The sequence below is a fragment of the Nocardiopsis synnemataformans genome (genome assembly GCF_965343085.1).
Taxonomy (GTDB): domain Bacteria; phylum Actinomycetota; class Actinomycetes; order Streptosporangiales; family Streptosporangiaceae; genus Nocardiopsis; species Nocardiopsis alborubida.
In genome coordinates this window covers 148516-166425 of record NZ_CBDRFA010000004.1, presented here as the reverse complement: position 1 = coordinate 166425, position 17910 = coordinate 148516, and the positions used below count along the sequence as shown (strand labels likewise).

Annotated in this window: 14 protein-coding genes; 10 read left to right on the top strand and 4 right to left on the bottom strand. The window is 73.1% G+C overall.

All coding sequences use genetic code 11. The features are described from left to right. The first annotated feature begins 34 nt into the window (after positions 1-34). The 3 genes from ACSIH6_RS03540 to ACSIH6_RS03530 all read left to right on the top strand — a co-directional run bounded on the left by ACSIH6_RS03540 (position 35) and on the right by ACSIH6_RS03530 (position 2969). Entirely contained in the window at positions 35-685 is a 651-nt protein-coding gene (locus ACSIH6_RS03540; protein ID WP_435106516.1) for a hypothetical protein, read from the top strand. A gap of 331 nt (positions 686-1016) precedes the next feature. Then, positions 1017-1835: a TrmH family RNA methyltransferase gene (locus tag ACSIH6_RS03535; protein ID WP_435106514.1), complete on the top strand. Its 819-nt coding sequence runs from the start codon at positions 1017-1019 to the stop codon at positions 1833-1835. A 201-nt stretch (positions 1836-2036) separates the two neighbouring features. After that, a complete protein-coding gene (locus ACSIH6_RS03530) occupies positions 2037-2969 on the top strand; it encodes a 2-hydroxyacid dehydrogenase (RefSeq protein ID WP_435106511.1) in 933 nt (310 codons plus the stop codon). A gap of 49 nt (positions 2970-3018) precedes the next feature. Here the strand turns inward: ACSIH6_RS03530 and ACSIH6_RS03525 are convergent, their stop codons facing one another. Then, on the bottom strand, positions 3019-3258 hold the full coding sequence (locus ACSIH6_RS03525; protein ID WP_435106509.1) for a prevent-host-death protein: 240 nt from the start codon (positions 3256-3258) through the stop codon (positions 3019-3021). Positions 3259-3346: 88 nt separating this feature from the next. Here ACSIH6_RS03525 and ACSIH6_RS03520 point away from each other — a divergent pair, with 88 nt between their 5' ends. Further along, positions 3347-5023 carry a bifunctional 3'-5' exonuclease/DNA polymerase gene (locus ACSIH6_RS03520; RefSeq protein ID WP_435106506.1) on the top strand — a complete coding sequence of 559 codons (1677 nt, stop codon included), beginning with the start codon at positions 3347-3349 and terminating at the stop codon, positions 5021-5023. A 162-nt stretch (positions 5024-5185) separates the two neighbouring features. Continuing rightward, a complete protein-coding gene (locus ACSIH6_RS03515) occupies positions 5186-6352 on the top strand; it encodes a C40 family peptidase (RefSeq protein WP_435106503.1) in 1167 nt (388 codons plus the stop codon). Between the two features lie 392 nt (positions 6353-6744). On the opposite strand, the gene ACSIH6_RS03510 is transcribed toward ACSIH6_RS03515, so the two are convergent. Beyond that, complete coding sequence (locus ACSIH6_RS03510) at positions 6745-8550, bottom strand: gamma-glutamyltransferase family protein (RefSeq protein WP_435106500.1); 1806 nt, start codon at positions 8548-8550, stop codon at positions 6745-6747. A 439-nt stretch (positions 8551-8989) separates the two neighbouring features. Next, entirely contained in the window at positions 8990-10573 is a 1584-nt protein-coding gene (locus tag ACSIH6_RS03505; RefSeq protein WP_435106497.1) for a hypothetical protein, read from the bottom strand. A 255-nt stretch (positions 10574-10828) separates the two neighbouring features. On the opposite strand from ACSIH6_RS03505, the gene ACSIH6_RS03500 reads away from it, so the two are divergent. Then, entirely contained in the window at positions 10829-11788 is a 960-nt protein-coding gene (locus tag ACSIH6_RS03500; protein ID WP_435106495.1) for a glycerophosphodiester phosphodiesterase, read from the top strand. Between the two features lie 189 nt (positions 11789-11977). Beyond that, complete coding sequence (locus ACSIH6_RS03495) at positions 11978-13231, top strand: alanine racemase (protein WP_435106493.1); 1254 nt, start codon at positions 11978-11980, stop codon at positions 13229-13231. A gap of 187 nt (positions 13232-13418) precedes the next feature. Here the strand turns inward: ACSIH6_RS03495 and ACSIH6_RS03490 are convergent, their stop codons facing one another. Next, positions 13419-14999 (bottom strand): beta-N-acetylhexosaminidase, encoded by a 1581-nt coding sequence (locus tag ACSIH6_RS03490; RefSeq protein ID WP_435106491.1) that lies wholly within the window; start codon positions 14997-14999, stop codon positions 13419-13421. A 275-nt stretch (positions 15000-15274) separates the two neighbouring features. Between ACSIH6_RS03490 and ACSIH6_RS03485 the strand changes: the two genes are divergently transcribed. The 3 genes from ACSIH6_RS03485 (at position 15275) to ACSIH6_RS03475 (ending at position 17778) form a co-directional block, all read left to right on the top strand. Beyond that, on the top strand, positions 15275-16150 hold the full coding sequence (locus tag ACSIH6_RS03485) for a DMT family transporter (protein WP_435106489.1): 876 nt from the start codon (positions 15275-15277) through the stop codon (positions 16148-16150). Positions 16151-16162: 12 nt separating this feature from the next. Beyond that, positions 16163-17362 carry a glycosyltransferase gene (locus tag ACSIH6_RS03480; protein WP_435106487.1) on the top strand — a complete coding sequence of 400 codons (1200 nt, stop codon included), beginning with the start codon at positions 16163-16165 and terminating at the stop codon, positions 17360-17362. 107 nt (positions 17363-17469) lie between these two features. Beyond that, the gene (locus ACSIH6_RS03475) at positions 17470-17778 is read left to right on the top strand and encodes a hypothetical protein (RefSeq protein WP_435106485.1); all 309 of its coding nucleotides are present in this window, start codon (positions 17470-17472) and stop codon (positions 17776-17778) included. Positions 17779-17910: the final 132 nt, after the last annotated feature.

Below are 17910 nucleotides of genomic sequence, written 5' to 3'. Positions count from 1 at the left end.
CGTTCCATGACACCGACCCCCGAGGGTTTTTGGCATGTCCCCATCGCATCGTGAACACCGGAGCCGAGGCACTCTCGGCACCGCCATGCTCGCCGGAGCGTGCTGCCTCGGCGCGGTCGCCTACGGGGCGATCGTCGGCCCGTCGATGCTGCCGCCGGACCAGCGGGACGTGCAGGCCACCACCGCGATGACCCCGGACCTGGCCCCCGACGCGGACGAGCCCGAGGAAGTCGTGGAGGAGGGGCCGAGCGGCCGTCTCCAGGTCCAGGTGAGCGACCGCGGACGCGCCTGGGTGCAGACGCTGATGTGCACCGGGAACCTGGAGGAGGACCCCGCCGCCTGCGCCGAGCTGGCCCGGGCCGCGGAGGAGTTGCACGCCGACACCGGCGAGCCGGTCACCGTCGAGGAGGAGTCGGTCAACGCCGAGGGCGGCGCCGAGGACGGGGACGGCGAAGGCGCCGAGGGCGACACGGAGCCGACGGAGGCCGTCAACACGGGCAGCGCGCTGCTGTTCACCGAGGTTCGCGAGGGAACCGTGTGCACCGACAAGGTGTACGGGCCCCAGGAGGCCACCATCGTGGGCACCTGGGAGGGCCAGGAGATCGAGACCACGCTCACCCGCAAGGGCTCCTGCGAGGAGGCGCGCTGGCAGCGCCTGCGCGCCCTCACCGAGCAGATCAGCTGACGGACGGCGACGCTGGACCGGGTGCCCCCGTGTCCACGGGACGCTTGTCCACAGGATGCTCGTCCGCGGAACGCTTGTCCACAGGCCGCGATCGGGGCTTTCGGACGCGGTGGCGCGGACGTACGCTCGTTGACGGGGGCGCCACGCGCCGCCGACAGGAGGGGGTGGTCCCCCCGTTCTCCAGTCTGCCGCGCCGCCGACCGCGCCACCAGCCCCCCGCCGTCCCTGTGGACGGCCTCGGGTCCGGGGCCTTCGCTCCGCGGACCGGGTTCTCCCCGGCCGAAGGCCTCCTCGGCTCATGACCTCCGCGGACCGGCGATAATCGTCCCCCATGGACGTCATCAAGGTCAGTGACCCCGCGGACCCGCGCCTGGCCGACTACACCCGCCTGCGCGACGTGAACCTGCGCCGCCACCTGGAGGCCGAGTACGGGTTGTTCATGGCCGAGGGCGACAAGGTCATCCGCCGGGCCGCCGCGGCGGGGTTCGAGCCCCGCAGCTTCCTGCTCACCGAACGCCGCGCCGAGGCGCTCGACGACGTGGTCGCCGCCTCCTCCGCACCGCTGTACGTGGTCGAGGAGGACACCGCCGAGCGGCTCGTCGGCTTCGACCTGCACCGCGGCGCGCTGGCCGCCTTCCACCGCCGCGCCCTGCCCTCGCTCGACGACGTCCTGGCCGGTGCGCGCACCATCGTGGTCCTGGAGGACCTGGTGGACCACACCAACGTGGGCGCCATCTTCCGCAGCGCCGCCGGTCTGGGCGTGGACGCGATCGTGCTCGCGCCCCGCTGCGCCGACCCCCTGTACCGGCGCGCGGTCAAGGTGTCCATGGGCGCCGTCTTCACCCTGCCCCACACCCGCATGGACGACTGGTACGGCGGTCTGGACATCCTGCGCGCGGCCGGGTTCCACCTCATGGCGCTCACGCCGGGGGAGGGCTCCCTGCCCCTGCGCGACGCCATGGCCGCCCTCGCGCCCGGCGACCGGGTCGGCCTCCTGCTCGGCACCGAGGGCGACGGGCTCTCCTCCCGCTGGCTGGAGCGGGCCACCGCCCGGGTGCACATCCCCATGGCCGACCGCGACGTCGACTCCCTCAACGTCACCGCCGCGGCGGCCATCGCCTGCTACGAACTCACCCGCGCCACCGGCTGAACCGGTCCCCGTGGGCACGGTGACCGCGAAGGTTCGCCGGTGCGCGCCAGGGATGATCCTGCTCCTGGAGGCGCGGTCGGCGGTCCCCAGCGCCACCAAGGGCGAGATCACCGAGGAGAACCCGCACACCACACCCGAAACGGTTCCGGCCAGGACGCTAGGGTGGCGCCTGAGACAGACCGAGGGGAAGGACGGCGCGACATGGGCGGCCGAACGCTGGTGCAGTGGGAGCAGAACAGGGACAACGCCCCGGACTCCCTGACCGTGGACCTCTACGCGGGGGGACCGGCGCCCGACGGCGGACTGGACGAGGTCACCTTCTACCAGGTGCCCTACACCCCCTCCACCCAGGGTGTCGACGCGCGGCTCGACATGATCGCGCGGATGCCGTCGCTGGAGGTCGTCCAGCTCCTCTCCGCCGGGTACGAGCAGGTGCTCCCGCTGCTGCCGGACCGGGTGACCCTGTGCAACGGGCGAGGCCTCCACGACGCCAGCACCGCCGAGCACGCCCTCGCGCTCATCCTGGCCGCCCAGCGGGACCTGCCCCGGTGGGCGCTCGCGCAGAGGGAGCACCACTGGGGCTCCGCCCAGCTGCGCTCCCTGGCCGACTCGCGCGTGGTGATCGTCGGCTACGGCAGCATCGGCCAGGCCGTCGAGAGCCGCCTGCTGCCCTTCGAGGCCGAGGTCGTGCGTGTGGCCAGCCGTGCCCGTCCGGACGAGGGCGTGCACGGCGTGGACGAACTGCACGCCCTGTTGCCCGGGGCCGACATCGTCGTCCTGGTCACCCCGCTCACCGAGGCCACCCGCGGCCTGTTCGGCGCCCGCGAGTTCGCCCTGCTGCGCGACGACGCGCTCGTGGTCAACGTGGGCCGCGGCCCGGTCCTGGACACCGGCGCACTGCTGGCGGAGAAGGGCCGGGTGCGGGCCGCCCTCGACGTCACCGACCCCGAGCCCCCGCCCGCGGACCACCCGCTGTGGAGCGCCCCCGGCGTGTTCCTCACCCCGCACATCGCGGGCGGTTCGGCCGCGTTCTACCCGCGGGCCCGCGCCTTCATGGACGCCCAGCTCGCCCGCTGGGCCGCCGGTGAGCGGCTGGCCAACGTGGTTCGCCCCGGGGTACCGCGGGGCCGGTAGGCGTCGGCCCGGTGCTCGATCGGCCGGCGGTCCCTACGGTCCCCGTCGTTCACGCCCGGCTCTTCCGTCGCGCCATCAGGGCGGCGAGTTCGTCGGCGTCCAGCGCGTCGCCCGCCTCCAGAGCGGCCCGGGACTCTCCCAGCTGGAGGAGGAGGCTGGGACTTGTCAGGACGTCGAAGGTCTCCTCCAACGCCTCCAGAGCGCCAGGGGCGACCAGAACCGCGACCGCCTCCCCGTGCTTGGTGTCGGACATGCGGTTGCGGACTTCGGACAAGGGCGTGGCCGTCATGGCTCCATGCTGGCCGAGAACCGGCGCGAAGCCCGTACAGAAGCGCGAATCCGGGGAACTGTCGCAGGAAGGCGACACACTGGGAAGAATGCGGATCGCGGTGGTCGCCGACGGCGAGGGCGGCGGCTGGCTCCAGGAACTGGACGAGGCCCCCGGCCCGATCCGCCGCGTCGGCGACCTCGCCGCCGCCGTGCGCGAGGCCGAGCACGCCCGCTCCCAGCCGCCCCGCTGGGTGTGGTCGGCCGGTGAGGACGTCTACCCCGACCTCGTCCGCGCCGGGGTGCGGGTCTCGCGCTGCCACGACGCCGCGCTCACCGAGGCCCTGCTCCTGGGCTACCACGCCCGCCACGGCGAGGCCTGCTCCCTGGGTGCCGCCTGGGCCCGCCTGCACCAGCTTCCCGTTCCCGACGACCCCGTGCGCCCCCTCGGCGAGGGCGGCACCTCCCACTCCCAGCCCGCGCTCTTCGAGGCCGACCGCTCCACCCTGCCCCCGGGCACCGACCGCCTCGCCGCCCTGGTCGAGGTGCACGCCGACCAGCTGCGGCGCCTCGCGGAACTCCCCGACTCCGCCCCCGGCCGCATGCGCCTGCTCGCCGCCGTGGAGTCGGCCGGGGGACTGGCCGCCGCGGAGATGAGCCACGACGGCCTGCCCTGGCGGCCCGACGTCCACGACGAGATCCTCACCGGACTCCTCGGCCCCCGGCCCCCGTCCGGACAGCGCCCGCCCGTCCTCGCCGACCTCGCCGCCCGCATCGGCGAGGCCGTCGGCCGCGAGGTCAACCCCGACTCCCCCGCGCAGGTGCTGCGGGCCATGGCGTGGATCGGCCATCCCGTCGACTCCACCCGCTCCTGGGTCCTGGAGAGGATCGACCACCCCGTCGTTCCGCTCCTGCTGCGCTACAAGGAGCTCTCCCGCCTGCACTCCGCCAACGGCTGGGCGTGGCTGGACACCTGGGTGCGCAGGCGCCCCGGTCCGGACGGGACCGTCCTCGGGCGCTTCCACCCCGACTACGTGGTCGGCGGCGTGGTGTCGGGTCGCTGGGCCACCCGGGGCGGCGGCGCCCTCCAGATCCCCAGGTCGCTGCGCGGGGCGGTCCACGCCGACCCGGGCTGGGTCCTCGTCCGCGCCGACGCCGGACAGCTCGAACCCCGTGTGCTCGCCGCCGTCTCCGGCGACGACGCCCTGGCCGCCGCGGCCGCGGAGGAGGACCTGTACGCACGCCTGGCCGTGCACGTGGGCGGCGACCGCGACCGCGCCAAGATCGGCATGCTCTCGGCCATGTACGGCCAGACCTCCGGCGACGCCGCGCCCCTGCTGGCCACCATGCGCCGCCTCTACCCGCGCGCCCTGGAGTACGTGGACTCCGCCGCGCGCACCGGCGAGGGCGGCGGCATCGTCCGCTCCTGGCTGGGGCGCACCTCGCCCGCCCCCGAGGCCTGGTCCGCCGCCGTCTCCGGGCCCGGCGGCGAGCGCCGCCGCCGGGCCCAGGGCCGGTTCACCCGCAACTTCGTCGTCCAGGCCACCGCCGCCGAGTGGGCCCTGGTCCTGCTCGCCTCGCTGCGCCAGCGCCTGCCGGACATGCCCGAGGGTGCGGGGATCGTCTTCTTCGTCCACGACGAGGTCGTGCTGCACGTGCCCGCCGACCTGGCCGGGGAGGCGGTGCGCGCGGTGGCCGAGGCCGAGGCCACGACCCGCGCCACCCTCTTCGGGGACACCCCGGTGCGCTTCCCGCTGGCCCCCGTGGTGACGAGGAACATCGGGTGAGCACAGGGTGGCGGTCCGGTATCGGACGGCGTGGGCTTCTTGCAAACTCGTCCCGGTACGCCCATTCTTGGATCCGGAAAGTGTAAAACCAGCAACAGGCCGTACGCCGCAGGGGTCCCCCACACCCCGGTCGGCTCACTCACAGAAAGGTGAGATCCCCCCGTGCGGAGCCGCTTGAGAACGTGTGCGGGAACCACGGCCGCCTTCGCCGTCGCCTTCACCGCCTTCGGGACCACCCCGGCCTGGGCGGAGCCGGTGGTCGAGGACCGTCCCCCCATCAGCGAACAGCTCTCCTCCGGAACCTCCGGCGGCACCGACCCCCGGCAGGAGACGTCCGAGCAGTCCCCCGAGGTCTCCGACTCCCAACTGCGGCGCGACGCCTACGTCGCCCCCTTCCGCGAGGCCCGCAGCACCGAGTACTTCGCGGTCGCCCCCCGCGCCCTGCCGCGCGAGGCCGTCGACGCGGTCCGCGGGATCGAGGGCGTCGAGAGCGTCCTGACCGTGGACGCCGCCCGTGTCGAGATCGAGGGCGAACCCACCTCGGTGCTCGGCGTCAGCCCCTCCAGCTTCCGCAACCACGCCCCCGAGCCCTCGGCCGAGTCCGACGAGATCTGGCAGGGCGTCGCGGAGGGCCACATCGCCCTGTCCAACGACGTCGGCACCGAGCGCGAGCTGGAGGTCGGCCGCGAGGTCACCGTCGCGGGCGGGCACGGAGAGGTCCCCGTGGAGGTGTGGACACACGCCACCTCCGGCATCTCCGGGATCGACGCGCTGGTCTCCCGCGAGCGCGCCGCCGAGCTGGGCATGCCCAGGGGCAACGCCCTGGTGGTCTCGGCGCCCGAAGCCGACCTGGCCGAGCTGCACGAGGCCCTGGCCGAGGCCCTCGGCGAGGACGTCTCCCTCCAACTCGTCGCCGACTCGCCCGAGCCGCTGGTCGAGGGCGAGGCCGTGGCCCCCTCGGTCATCGAGCAGGTCATCGACAACGCCGAGAGCCAGTTGGGTGTCCCCTACGTCTGGGGCGGTGAGACCCCGGAGGGCGGTTTCGACTGCTCGGGCCTGCTCCAGTGGGCCTTCGCCGAGGCGGGCGTGTCCATCCCGAGGGTTACCCACGACCAGTGGAACGCCGGACAGCGCGTGGAGTTCGACGACCTCCAGCGGGGCGACCTGCTGTTCTGGCGCACGGACCCCACCGCGCCCGACTACATCTCGCACGTGGCCATCTACCTGGGCGAGGGCATGATGCTGGAGGCGCCGCGCACCGGACTGGACGTGCGCGTCACCCAGGTACGCACCGCCAACTACGCCGGAGCCGTGCGCGTCAACACCTGACGCCGCACGGCCCGGCCGCGCACACGAGACGGGCCGTGGTACCACCGCGCCGGTGGTACCACGGCCCGCTCGTTTCTCCTTGTCCGAAAAACCCAGCCGGGAGGGGAGGGCAGGCCTCGGTCAGGAGGGGGAACAGGGCCGTCACTGAGGGAGGGGGAGACAGCGCACGAGCCCTGATGTGGTGGTATTGAGTTCTGACGGAACGCGGTCGGGAGCTTTCCCGGAGTGCCGTCGCACAGGGTCTACATAAGCAGTGACCGGGCGATTTGGCAAGAGGCCAGATCAATGCAGGTAAGCGCTGTCAATCCCCCTCCGCCGCGCATCCCGCTCAACGCCGTACCGCGTTCCGTGCCGTTTCGTCTTCCTCCGGTTCCGCGCAGTTCAGAGCCGGTTCAACGGCCGACCGCGTATCCCTGCGAAGCCCGCGCGTCGGCGGCGGCGCGCAGCTCGCCGGTCTCCGGATCGCGGGCCACCGCCGCCAGGCGCCCCAGCGACCACTCCTGGGCGACCTGCACCCGGTGGCCGCGCCGACGCAGCTCCTCGATGACCTCCGCGCCCACGCCCGGTTCCACGACCACTCCGCCCGGAACCGTCTCGCGGGGGTGGAAGGAGCTGGGGAAGGCGGTGGTGTGGAACATCGGGGTGTCCAGGACCTCCTGGAGGTTCTCCATCCCGTTGAGGATCCGCAGCAGGGCGGTGAACGTCCACTGGTCCTGCTGGTCGCCGCCCGGGGTGCCGATCGCCAGCACGGCCTGGCCGTCCTCCCTGGTGACCAGGGTGGGGGACAGGGTGGTGCGGGGGCGCTTGCGGGGCGCCAGGGCGTTGGGGGAGGCCGGGTCGAGCCAGAACATCTGCGCCCGGGTGCCCAGCGGGAAGCCGAGGGCGGGGATGACCGGCGAACTGCTGAGCCAGCCGCCGCTGGGCGTGGCCGAGACCATGTTGCCCCACGCGTCCACGACGTCCACGTGGCAGGTGTCCCCGCGCAGGTCGGCGGGGTTGGCGACGGCGTCCTGGCGTACCGTGGGCTCGCCCGTGGTGCGGTCGCCGGGAGTGTGGCCCGGCACGTACAGCGGCGGTTCGAAGGGCGTGCGGCCGCCGACGGCGCCGGGGCGCTGCTCCATGCTGGCGCGCGTCCCGTCGACCAGCGCCGCGCGGCGGGCGGCGTAGTCGGCGCCCAGCAGTTCCTTGAGGGGGACGTCCCCGAAGTCGGGGTCGCCGTACCAGGCCTCGCGGTCGGCGAAGGCGAGCTTGGCCGCCTCGGTCACCCCGTGCACGAAGTCGGCGCTGACCCCGTCGAGCACGTCGCGGCCGGTGCCCAGGGCCTCGGCCAGGCGCAGCTGCTGGAGCATGACGGGCCCCTGTCCCCACGGGCCGGTCTTGTGCACGGTGTGGGCGCCGTAGGCCGTGCTGGCGGGCTCCTCGTAGGAGGCGCTCCAGTCGGCCATGTCCTGCGCGGTGAGCAGGGCCCGCTGGGGCTCGCCCGTGCCGCTGGGGACGGGGGAGGACAGGAAGTCCCCGACCGCCTGCGCGACGAAGCCCTGCGACCAGGACCGCCGGGCCGCCTCGATCTGCGCCTCGCGGTCGCCTCCGGCGCCCTCGGCCTCGGCGACGATCCGCCGGTAGGCGGCGGCCAGGGCGGGGTTGCGCAGCCGGGAGCCGGGGCGGGGCGCGGCGCCGTGCGGGAGGTAGACGGCGGCCGAACCGGCCCAGTGCCGGGAGAAGACGGGGGTGAGGGCCTCGACGGCGGCGGCGATGCGGTCCAGGACGGGGTAGCCGCGCTCGGCCAGCCCGATGGCGTGGTCGAGCACGTCGCGGACGGTCATGGTTCCGTGGTCGCGCAGCAGCAGCATCCAGGCGTCGAAGGAGCCGGGAACGGTGGCGGCGAGCACGCCGCTGCCGGGGACGCGGTCCATGCCCGCGAAGGCGTCGATGGTCGCCGCGACGGGGGAGACGCCCTGGCCGCACAGGACACGGGGGGAGCCCCCGGCGGCCTGGAAGACGACGGGCACCTCGCCGCCGGGGCCGTTGAGGTGGGGCTCGACCACCTGGAGGGTGAACCCCGCGCCGACGGCGGCGTCGAAGGCGTTGCCGCCGCGTTCGAGCAGGGACATGCCCGTGGCGCTGGCCAGCCAGTGGGTGGAGGCGACCATGCCGAAGTCGCCGCGGAGCTGGGGGCGGGTGGTGAAACCGGGGGGCATCTGAGCGGGTCCTCCTCGGGGAGCGGTGGTGGCGGGGTCGCCACCGCGGTCCGGTCCGGGCCTGCCCCCGGTGGGGACGCGGAGGCCGAGAGGGTGACCGTGGTCACCCGGACGCGGGCCTGAGGTGACGGTACATCATGGGTTGTCCACATGAAGGGGTCGATGTCTGGTTTGTGTGGGAGGGCAGTGTGCGGGGACGGGAGTGGGAGGTGGTGTGCGGGGCGGAGCGGTGTCCGGTGCTTGGAGGAGGGCGGGGCGCACGGCACCGGCGGGACGGGCGCCTGGCCGGGGGAGGTCCGTACGGCGTTGTCCACAGGAAGAACCCGGGGCTGGTGCGTGCGCCCGGCCCCGGGTTGACTGGATGTAGGGGGCCCTCAGGGCCCGCCCGCATCGTGCTGCCCTCCGACCGCCACCGTCCCGTGACCGGAGGACGCGGTGCTCAGGAGGACCCGGCCGGGAAGCTCCACGGCAGGGAGTCCGCCAGTTCGGCCCACTCCTGGGCGCCGATCGGGTCCATGACCGCGGTGGAGTCCACCTCCACGGGCAGGGTGGAGTTCACCTCCTCCAGCGTGCGCGCCACGTTCTCCCCGTGCGTGGCGTCGTGCTTCTCGGCCTCCTCCACGAGCACGGCGATCATCTCGCCGAGGTCGAAGATGAGCTCCTCCAGTTCGGTGCGCGACATCTCGACGTCCTCGGCGCAGTGCTCGACGGCGCCGGTCTTGACGCCCTCGTCGCCGTAGTACCAGACGGTGGCCAGCAGGCGGTCGAGATCCCCGTCGCCGAGCCGCTCCGTGGCCAGGGCCCGCTCCACGAACTCCGTGCTGGCCGGGGTCATCTCGCCCAGGCGGGTCTCGCCGGTATCGAGGCTCACGAACCGGCTGACGACGCACTCCTTGGCCATCCGGACGCGGGTCGCCTCGGGCTGCTCGGAACCCGCGGTCCCTCCGGCCTCCGCCGGTGCCTCCTGCGCGCCCCCCTCGACGGCGGGCTGCTCCTGCGCGGCCTCTCCACCCTGTTCGGACGGGGTCTCAGGGGTCTGTGAGGCCTCGGAGGCCTCGGAGGTTTCGGTGGCCTCGGGGGTCTCCGGAGATTCGGGCCGCCCGATGGGGGAGGTGTCCACCGGAGTCCCGTCGGCGGTCCCGTCCGCGGAGGACGCGCTCCCGCCCGCCCCGGTGGGCTCCTGCGCCTCCTTCCCCTTCTCACCGGTCGGTTCGGACACCGAACCCGCGGGCTCCTGCGTACTCCCGCCCGCCCCGGCGGGCTCCTCCTGCGCCGTCTCGGTACCGGTCTCGCCGCCGGAGCCTCCACCCGAGGTGCCATCCGACGCACCGCCGGACCCCTCGGCGCCGCCCGCCTCCCCGCCGGACCCCTCCTGCGCGGGTTCCTCCGCGTTCGGGTCGTCCTGCGCGGGCTCCTCGGTCGTCGGCTCCTCCGTCCCGGTCCCCTCGGAACCGGACCCCTCCGCGGGCGCCTCCTCCCTCCTGGTCAGCGACTCCGCCATCCTGACCAGTTCACCGCTGTTCCACTTGTCCGGCTGGAGGTACAGGGCCACGGCCACGCCCGGCTCGTCGAGCCAGAACAGGTCGCCGGTCTCCGGGGACAGGTAGGCCTCACTGCGCAGCGCCTCGCCCGACTCCAAGCGCTCCAGGGTCCTCTCGGGAAGGTGGCCGTACCGGCGCTCGCGCAGGTCGTCGAGCTGCTGCATGCTGTCCGAGCGCAGGATCGAGACCCTGCCGAGCAGTTGGTCCGGTCCGCGCATCCAGGACAGCTGCGACTGCCTGTTGCCCAGCCGGTCGGTCGTGGTCGAGGCGTGTATCCCGTGCCGCTCCAGTCCGGCGGGCAGATAACCGATCTCGTAGCCGTCCAGGCCGTACGAGGAGACGCCCTGGCTGATCTCCGGCCACGTCAGCGTCCGCATGTCCTTCTCGTCGGCCGCCACCGCCCCGGGGAGACCGACCAGCCCCGACGACGCGATCGCGGCGGCGCCGAGCAGCGCGACCCACCTCTTGTGGTGCTTGCGCATGAGTGTTCCTTCCCATCGACTACTCATAGTGATGTTCGCAGCCTCTGAGTAATCACCCATGGGCCCAGGGGTCAAAAAACGTACATGAAGTGACCAAATGGATGCATTAAGTGAGAATGTCGTCGAACTGCCGGACACATCACCAGATGATGGGCGGCGGATCACCGGCTGCTCCGCAGACGGTAACCGCAGGGTCACCATCCGCACCCAGCCTGAGGAAGCAGCCGGAAAGTTCACGCGCACTTGGGAGGTCCGGTGCAGCGCATCGGCATCGTCGTCGCAGCCGTGTCGTTCTTCGTCGTCACCGGCGCGAGCGCATCGTCCGCGGCACAGGACACCGACCCCCGGTGGTCGGACGTCACCAGATCCGCAGTTATCGAGTACACGACATCCGAACGCCCGCTGATCGCCGTCTCCCACCGCGGAGCCTCCGGTCACGCGCCCGAGAACACCCTGGCGGCCCTCGACGCCGCCGACCGGCTCGGAGCCGAGACCGTGGAGGTCGACGTCCAGCGCACGAAGGACGACGTCCTCGTCCTCATGCACGACACCACCCTCGAACGCACCACCGACGTCGAGGAGGTCTTCCCCGACCGCGGTTCCTACGACGTCAGCGACTTCACCATGGAGGAGGTCCGCAGGCTCGACGCCGGTGAGTGGTTCGACCCCTCCTTCGACGAAGAGGCCGTCCCCACCTTCGCGGAGGGGCTCGACCGCATGGAGGAGCTGGACCTCAACCTCTTCCTGGAGCTCAAGGAGCCCGAGCTCTACCCCGGCATCGAGCAGGAGATTGCCGACGAGCTGACCGAGCGCGGAACCTGGCTGGAGCCCAACCTGGCCGGTGAGCCCCGCCGCCTCGTCGTGCAGAGCTTCGACTGGGAGGCGGTGCGGCGCTCCAAGGACCTGCTCCCCTCCGTGCCGCACGCCCTGCTCGGGCGGGTCCCCGAGAGCCGCATCGCCGAGTTCGACTGGGCGCAGATGATCAACCCCAACCACACCACCATCGACGCCGCCTACGTGGAGCGGGTCCACGAGGCGGGGATGGAGATCATGCCCTACACCATCAACGAGCGCTCCCGGATGGACACCGTCCTGGGCTGGAAGGTCGACGGGTTCATCACCGACTACCCCGACGTCGGCCAGGAGGCCATCGCCGCCCAGACCAAGCGGTCCCAGCCGGTGGTCAGGATCCCCACGCTGCCCCTGCCCCGCTGACCCGCGTCGGCCCGGGAACCGCGCCCGCCTCAGGAGGGGCGCCGTCCCCGGGCCGCGCCCGGAGCGCTCCCTGGCCCCGGGCGGTGCCAGGTGGGATGATCGGTCCGACCCACACGAGAACCCCGTTCCGGGGAGACCGCGGCGCGGCCTCTCCGGAACGGGGCGTTCGGACCAGGAGGCGGACACCACGTGAGCGATCGGCTGACCATCCCCCAGGAACACGTCGACTGGCGCACCAAGGGCCTGTGGTGGACGGACGCCCCGATTCCCCTGGAGGAGTTCGCGGCCCGCCGCGACCACCTGTTCACCGGCCCGTTCACCTGGCCGCTGATGGTGCTGCGCGCCTCCGCGCTGGAGCGCAACGTCGCCGCGCTCGCCGACTTCGCCGAGCGCCACCGGCTGCTGTTCGCCCCGCACGGCAAGACCTCCATGGCGCCGGTCCTCATCCAGCGCCAGCTGGACGCGGGCGCCTGGGGGGTCTCCGCCGCCAGTGCCAACCAGGTCCTGGACTTTCGGCGGTTCGGCGTGCGCCGGATCCTGCTCGCCAACGAGCTGCTCGACGGCCGGGTGCTGCGCTGGGCGGCCGGTGAGCTGGACGAGGACCCCGACTTCGAGTTCCTCTTCTACGCCGACTCCGCCGAGGGGGTGGCGGTCGCCGCGGAGGCCGCCGCCGACCGGCCCGGGGAACGCTCCGCCGGACGGCACCTGCGGGTGCTGGTCGAACGGGGGGTCCCCGGTGGGCGCACCGGCTGCCGCACCCGGGAGGAACTGCTCGCGGTGGCCGCGGCCGTCGCCGACGCGCCGGGCCTGGAACTGGCCGGGGTGGCGGGTTACGAGGGGTCGCTCGGCGACGCCGACGGAGTGCGCGGCTTCCTGCGCGACCTGGTCGGCGACGCCGCGGCGCTGGCCGCCCGGCACGGCCTGGACCGGCCGGTGCTGTCGGTGGGCGGCAGCGCGTGGTTCGACCTGGTCGCCGAGGAGCTCGGCGGCCGCGAGGACGTCCTGCCGATCCTGCGCAGCGGCGCCTACGTGGTCCACGACGACGGCCTGTACCGGCGCACCACGCCCTACCGCCGCCTGCCGCAGGGCCCCGACGCGCTGGCCGGGGCCCTGGAACTGTGGGCCCAGGTGACCTCCACCCCGGAGGAGGGGCTGGCGATCGTCGGCATGGGGCGCCGCGACGCCAACCACGACCAGGGGTTCCCCGTGCCGCGCCGCCTGCGCCGCGCGGACGGGGCCACCGTGGGGGCCGGGGGCATGGAGGTGACCGACCTCAACGACCACCACGCCTACCTGAGGGTTCCGCCGGGGCTGGAGGTCAGCCCCGGGGACCTGGTCTCCTTCGGGATCTCGCACCCGTGCACGGCCTTCGACCGCTGGCGGGTCCTGCCGGTGGTGGACGAGGAGGACACCGTCGTGGAGATGGCGGCCACCTACTTCTGAGGTGTCCGGGGCAGTGCCTGGAATCCGAGGCCCGGTCGCCACCCACGTCCGAGGTCCCAGGGGCACCCTCAGTCCTCGAGGTCCCGGGGACTCTCCCGGCTTCCGGGCCGTAGGGCCCCGGGCCTCCTCGGCGGTGCTTCCAGCCACCCGAGCCCCGGGAGCGTTTCCGGCTCCCGGGACACCGGGGTCACCCCCAGCCCACCACTCCCGGGCGGGTGTGCCACGGGCGCGGCCCGTCCAGCGGCCGGTACTCCACCCCGACCGCGTCGAGCCGCTCCAGGTGGTGCCTCAGCCGGGGCTCGAACTCGGCGTAGTCGCGCTCACCGGACGACCACACCTGCTCGGCGAAGGCCGACAGCCTGGGGAAGACCATGTAGTCCAGCCTGCGCGGCGTGTCGATGTGCTCGGTCCACACGTTCACCTGCGCGCCCAGCACGTGCGCGGACTCCTGCTCGGTCAGCCCCGGGGGGACCGGCTCGGCCAGGTAGACGTCCTCGGTCCGCAGCAGCGTGCCCACCGGGACGGGCTCGTCCCCGGACTCCGACTGCCGGTAGTCCAGGTAGGAGGTGCGGGTGGGGCTCATGACCACGTCGTGACCGGCTCGCGCGGCCGCGACACCGCCCTCCTCGCCGCGCCACGACATCACGGTCGCCCCCGGCGCTAGCCCTCCCTCCAGGATCTCGTCCCAGCCGACCAGACGGCGGCCGCGCGAGGTCAGGTGCTCGTCCAGCTGACGGATGAACCAGCTCTGCAACTCGTCCTCGTCGGCCAGCCCCTCCTCCTTGATCCGCCGCTGCGCGGACGCGCTCGCCCGCCACTGGGTCTTGGGGCACTCGTCGCCGCCCACGTGCACGTAGGTGCTCGGGAACAGCTCGATCAGCTCGTCCAGGACGCCCCGGTAGAACTCCAGGACGTTGTCGGTGACCGCGAGCACCTCCTCGAAGATGCCCCACTGGTCGCCGACCGGGATCTGTCCGCACTCGCCCAGCTCGGGGTAGGCGTGGATGGCGGCCTGAGAGTGCCCGGGCACGTCGATCTCGGGGACGACGGCCACGTGCCGGGCGTCGGCGTAGGCGACGATCTCGCGGATGTCGTCCTGGGTGAAGAAGCCGCCGTGCGGGCGCTCGTCGAACACGGGCGGCTTCGCGGCGCCCACCTGGCTCCGGGTCCGCCAGGAGCCCACCTCGGTCAGCTTCGGGTAGCGGCGGATCTCCACGCGCCACCCCTGGTCGTCGCTCAGGTGCAGGTGCAGGACGTTGAGCTTGTGCATGGCCAGCAGGTCGATGAACCGCAGCACCTCGCGCTTGGGCACGAAGTGGCGGGCCACGTCCAGCATCACGCCCCGCCAGCGAAAACGCGGCGCGTCGGTGACGCTCACGGCGGGCAGGGTCCACTCGGCGCCGCCCAGCGGGGCGTCCCGGTAGGCGTCGGTGGGCAGCAGCTGCCGCAGGGTCTGCGCGCCGTAGAACACCCCGGCGGGGTCGTTGCCCACGATGATGGCGCCCTCGGCGTCCACGATCAGCCGGTAGCCCTCACGGCCCAGGCCCGCCTCGGGGTCCACGCTCAGTCGGACCTGCGCGCTGGCCTCGTCACCGGTGGCCAGGGGCAGGCCGGTGGCCGCTCCGAGTTCACGCTGGAGCCACGTGAGCGTGCCCCGAGCGTCGGGGTCGGCGGACACCCTGGTCGAGGCGGTCAGCGTGAGACCCCCGGTGTCTCCTGGAGCCGAGGAGTTGGGACGGGGGACGAGGAAGGGGGAAGTGTCAGGCACGGTGAACCGCTCCTATCCGGTCTAGACCAATACCGGACATAGTGCCACGTGGCTCCTCGCGGGCACACCCCCGCGGACAAACGGTTACCCCGTACCCGGAGACAACGGGGTACCGAAACCGTGGCCGGGTAGGTGCGGGCGTGGTGGGGTTACCACCACGACAGACGGGGGGTTGGCGTTATCGCCGTGGCGCGGGGCCCGTCCGTACCGTTGCCGAGACGGCGGAACAGAGGGGGTTCGGCGATGCCCAGGAGACGGGGGACACCCGTGGGGCGGTGGCGCTGATGCTGGTGCCGATCCTCATCGCCGTGGCCGGGGCGTTCACCCTGGCACTGGGTTCCGCCCTCCAGGAGCGCGACGCCGTCCGCGCCCCGGGCGGCCGGGTGGCGAAGGCGGGGTTCCTGCTGCACCTGCTGCGCCAGCCCCGCTGGATGATCGGAAGCGTGGCCGCCGTCCTCGGCGCGGGGCTGCACCTGGTGGCCCTCAGCGGCGCGCCGCTGACCATCATCCAGCCGATCGGCGTGACCGGCCTGCTGTTCGCCATCGTGCTGTCGGCCCTGTTCAACCGCCGCCGGGTCGGCCTCTCCCAGATCATCGCCGGAACCGCCGTCATGGTCGGCCTGACCGGCGTGATCTCCCTGTTCCCGCACACCGCCAACAGCCCCGCCATGAGCACCGGCGCGGCGCTGGCGCTCACCGGGGTCACCCTCGGCGCGGGAGCTGCCGTCCACTTCACGGCGCACCGGATGAACAACGGGGTCCGGGCCCTCCTGCTCGCCCTGGCGGGCGGGGCGGCCATGGGCACCACGTCCGGGCTGGCACGCGTCCTGGCCGCCAACGCCGTCGGGGACTGGACCAGCCTGATCAGCTGGCTGACCCCGCTCGCCGTGGCCACGGCGGTCTTCGGCGCCCTTCTGATGCAGAACGCCTACCGTACCGGGCACTTCACGGCCGCCTACGCGACCCTCCTGATCACCGACCCCGTGGTCGGCGTGGCCGTCGGCGCCCTCCTCCTGGGCGAGGGCGCGCCGCAGACCCCGCCCGCCCAGTTCGGCGCGCTGGTCTTCGCCTGCCTCGCCGTCGCCGGGACCATCGCCCTCGCCCAGGCGCGCCACCGCAACCCCGAGGTCGTCGCCGACACCGAACGCTAAGGAGCAACCACCATGGCCGAACGCCCGCTGCGTGTCCTGATCGCCAGCGACACCTATCCCCCCGACGTCAACGGGGCCGGATACTTCACCCACCGCCTGGCCGAGGGGCTGGCCGGGCGGGGGCACCGGGTCCACGTGGTGTGCCCCTCCGAGCGGGGCGACCCCTACGTCACGGTCAACGGCGCGGTGACCGAGCACCGCCTGCGTTCGGCTCCGATCCCCTTCATGCGCGCCGCCGTCCCGCTGGGTATGGGCGGGCACATCGCCAGGATCATCCAGCGCCTGGACCCCGACGTCGTGCACGCGCAGAGCCACTTCCCGCTCAGCCGCTCGGCGGTGCGCAGGGGCCGCGCCGCCGGCGTTCGGGTGGTGCTCACCAACCACTTCATGCCGGACAACCTGTACGCGCACGCCCGGATCCCCGCGCCGATGCAGGAACTCGCGGGCCTCCTGGCCTGGAAGGACATGATCCGGGTGGCGGGGGAGGCCGACCACGTGACCACGCCGACCCCGCGGGCCGCCCTGCTCCTGCGGGAGAAGGGGTTCACGCGCGGGGCCGAGGCCATCTCGTGCGGGATCGACCTGGACCGGTTCCGTCCCCACGAGGACCCCGCCGCGGCGCGGCGCCGGTTCGGGCTGCCCGACCGGGACACGATCGTGTTCGTGGGCAGGCTGGACGCGGAGAAGAGGATCGACGACACGATCCGGGCTCTCGCGCGGATCGTGCCCGAGCGGGACGCCCAGCTGGCCCTGGCGGGGACCGGCCAGCGCGAGGAGGAGCTGCGCGCGCTGGCCGCGGAGCTGGGGGTGGCGGACCGGGTGTTCTTCCTGGGCTTCGTCCCGGACGAGGACCTGCCCCTGGTCTACGCGGCGGGGGACGCCTTCGCGATCGCCGGTGTGGCCGAGTTGCAGAGCATCGCCACCCTGGAGGCGATGTCCACCGGCCTGCCGGTGGTGGCCGCGGACGCGATGGCGCTGCCGCACCTGGTGGAGGAGGGACGCAACGGGTTCCTCTTCCCGCCGGGGGATCCCGTGCGCCTGGCGGACCGGCTGCTCCTCGTGCTCGGCCCCCAGAGGCGCGCCCTGGGCGCGGCCAGCCGCGAACTCGCGCGGCGGCACGACCACCACCGGTCCCTGGAGCGGTTCGAGGAGGTCTACACCCGCCTGCTGGGCCCGGCCCCCGTACCGGTCGAGAGGCTGGTCGCGGCCTGAGGTGTCCGAAAGGGCCGTTTGATTGATATTTCGATTCTTCTGCCACTTTCCGTATTCTTTGCGTAGCGACCGGTGATGTTGCCCCTGTGCGGGATACACAAGATGTTGTGTGGTTCGAAGGGATCAGTGCACAGTCCGGCCGAGGAAACCCCACCGAGGGCCTCACCGATCGGCTCGTCAGCGCCGAGCGGGAGGCGGGGTTCCACGAGCGCGACATGTCGGTGTTCGAACGCGAGCGCATCGACCTGGAGCACCGGGTGAACCGGATGGAGGCCGAGCTGGAGGCACTGCGCAAAAGAAGACTGGAAGCCTACGCCCGATGGTGGAACGCCCGGGACGACCGTGACCGGGCACGCCACGTCTGCCGCAGACTGCGCCGCCGGATCGACCGGACACGCGGCAGGGAGAGAGATTGAACGGCGACGAACGTGGTCCGACCCCGGGGGTTTGGGCCACGTGTCGTTTCGCGGCGGTCCTTCGGGTGAGGGCCCGCCTGCGGAGGCCGGGCCGGAGGGAGAGTCCAGCGGGGTCGGCGTAGAGCGTTCCGT